This window comes from Microcoleus sp. Pol7_B2 (assembly GCF_036701035.1).
Classification (GTDB): Bacteria; Cyanobacteriota; Cyanobacteriia; order Cyanobacteriales; family Microcoleaceae; genus Microcoleus.
The window spans coordinates 1-3,171 of record NZ_JAUBQB010000166.1 but is presented as its reverse complement, the minus strand read 5'-3'; the positions used below and the strand labels follow the sequence as shown (position 1 = coordinate 3,171).

The 3,171-nt window shown below is 48.3% G+C and carries 1 protein-coding gene; it reads left to right on the top strand.

What is annotated here, in order from left to right; translation table 11 throughout:
- Window positions 1-3,171, top strand: a 3,171-nt coding sequence (locus QUA57_RS28245) for a tetratricopeptide repeat protein (protein ID WP_333065099.1), incomplete at both ends; no start/stop codon positions are given.

The following is a 3,171-nucleotide window of genomic DNA, read 5'->3' as shown; positions in this document are numbered from 1 at the left end:
AATATCGCGATCGCAGGTTCAGTTTTTTTAGGCGCTGCAAACAGCATTCAAGCAGCATCCATTACTTCAAATGGCGGGGATCTCGCGCTGGTAGCGTCCGGGGATATCGCAGCGGAAAACCTGAATACTTCAACTTTAACGGGCAATGCTGGCAATATTACCCTATACAGCACGGGGGGAAGCATCAATACAAGCGCCAGCACCTTGAACGCTTCCTCGATAGCCGGTAACGGTGGGTCAATTTTCCTGTATGGGGCAAACACGATCGCCACTGGTGGAATTACAACCTCTAGCTTCATTGGACATGGAGGCAACGTCACCCTTTATGGAGAAGGCAACCTCAGTGCCGGCAACATCGACACTAGCGGAATCAAGGCAGGCGAGATCAGCTTGCTTAGCAATCTAGGTGCGATCGACACCGGTGCGAGCACTCTGAACGCAACTGGTGGCAGCGGAGGGGGCAACATCTCTCTCAATGCTTACGGCAATATAGCAACAGGAAATATTGTCTCTAGCGCTGGCAACATTACCCTCAGCAGTCAAGCAGGGGCGATCGATGGAGGCAATCTCTACTCTGGCAGCGGCAATGCAGGTGGCGATGTAGGGCTTGTGGCATTTGGTAGTATTGCAGTCGGCAACATTGCCTCAAACGGTGGCAGTATCAGCCTCAATAGTGTCAGCTTCAACAACAGCAGCATCAGCGCTAGGAATTTTGATTCGAGTTCTAACAGAGGAGTGGGAGGCCCGATCAAACTCAAAGCTGGTGGGGGTGATACTGGGGGTGACATTGTGACTGGTAATATAACCTCCGGTGGCGGTCGCATTTATGTGTTTAATGATGGTTACTTTAACGCTGGTAATATTACCCTAAATTCCAGCTATAGCGGTGGAGTAGGAGGTCAGATCAAAGTAAATACAGGGCCTGTAACTCTTGGAAATGTCATTTCTGGAGGTGGCTCGATCGAGTTATCGATCCTAGGCGAAGTCAACGTCAGTGGGGTAATAAATTCTAGCTCCAGCACGGGGAAAGGTGGCGCAATCGAGATTTATGGAACCGATGTTAGTGTCAGAGATATTATTTCCGGCGATAGCGCTATTGGTTTGCGGAATGAGCCACTTGGGGGAATCAAGCTCAATATTGGCGCTTTAAATTCTACATCTGCCCAAGGGAGGGGTGGCAATATTGAGATTAGGGGGGGTCGTTTAACTACTGTAGGCAACATAACTTCTGGGGGTAGCGCGATTCTCCTTGAAGGAGAATCCAGTCTTAGCACCACCGGAGACAGAATAGATTCGAGCACGAGCGCAGGAGTTGGTGGTAATATTGTACTCCGCTCCAACGAAGACATCACTGTAGCGGGTTCTATCCTTTCTGGAGGAGGCAACATCAGTTTGCTCACCTCTGGTGACAGTATTAATGCCAAAAACAGCTTCCTCAGCTCTGTAGCTGAGATTGGCCTACCAGATGGAAACATCACTTTACAAGCTGGGAACACGATCGCTCCGGGTACTATCCTGACCTATGAGGGTAAGATTCGCCTCGCTACTAGCAGCAATAACCCCAACAGCATTGATACCACTGGCAGCCGATTAATATCTCTGACCGATCCTACCTTTGTTTTGGGCAGTCCACGATTAGAGATTGAGCGAGCTTTCGGCTTTGGGAGTGGTGGGTTAGCTCCCCTACTACCGCCAGAACCGCCAACAATTGCTGCACTCGCACCACCTGGGATTCAATTCCCTGCGATCGCACCTCTAGACTTAGGTGTATCACAACCAGATAATTCTGATTCCTTTGGGGATTCCTTTGGGTTAGTTCCCACGCTGCCGCCAGAAATCGGCGTGCTAGAACCATTAGAAGTTCCTTCATCTGGGTTACCTCCCACGCTGCCTGCAGAAAGGGGCGTGCCAGAACCATTACGTCTCCCAACCACCACACCACTCGTACCAACGCTTGCAAACTCAGATGCAATACCAACTGCGGCAGCGACTGTACCTGTATCAGTGCAAGTCTCTAATACACGGCCAGGAAATCCTAATACCCTTGCCGCTCAACAATTGAGCCAGCTTAATGGCGATCAAAATCGCGAACCTCAAAACTTAGCAAGCCTGACACCGAGTGCCGCTCAATGCTTAACTGAGGAACAATTACTGGGGCAGCAAGCAGGATTGCCTCTCCAGACTGCGCCAAAAGACTACAGCAAAGCGATCGCCTGCTACCAGCAGAATTTAGAGCTGGCGAGACTCTCCCGCGATCGCGCTAGGGAAGGCTACGCGCTCAACAATCTAGGCGCGACTTACTACGCGATCGGAGATTATGAAAAAGCAATTTCTTACCACCAGCAGCGCTTAGCACAAGCTGAATCCAGAGCCGATTTATTGGGAAAGGGACAAGCTTTTATTGGTTTGGGAGCTGCTTACGGCGCGATTGGCAATTATAAAAAAGCGATCGAATACTACGAACAAAGTTTGGAAGTAGCGCATTCCCTAAAATCGGCTGATTTAGAAGCGACTGTTCTGAGAAATTTGGGATTACTTTACTATGCTCAAAAAGAGTATAAAAAGGCTGTTGAATATCAAGAGCAAAGTTTAGCGATTGCTAAACAGCAGCGCGATCGCCGAGGCGAAGCTCTTGCTTTGAGCAATTTGGGATTAGTACACTATTCCCTAACCGATTATGCCAAAGCAATTGATGAGCAGAAACAAAGTTTAGCCATTGCCTCAGCACTGGGCGATCGCTTCGTTCAAGGTCGTGCTCTAGAGAATTTAGGAATTGCTTACTATGCTGTCAAAAATTATCGTCAAGCGATTGAGTCTCACCAACAAAGTTTAGCCATTGCCAGAGAACTGAGCGATCGCCACGCTGAAGGCCGCGCACTCACAAATTTAGGTGACGCTTTATACAAAGCACAGCAACCAGCAGAAGCTATCAAAGCTTTATTTTCAGCCATTGAAATTTGGGAATCTCTGCGGTCAAATTTAGAAAATAACGACCTCAATTTAGTTTCAATTTTTGAAACCCAAGAAACAAGTTATAGTACATTGCAAGAAGTGCTTGCCAATCAAAATCAGCATAAAAAAGCGCTAGAAATAACAGAGCGGGGACGGGCGCAAGCTTTTGTGAGATTATTGACCAACCGTTTTTCTTCCCAGTCAGCACAGGCTACCCTA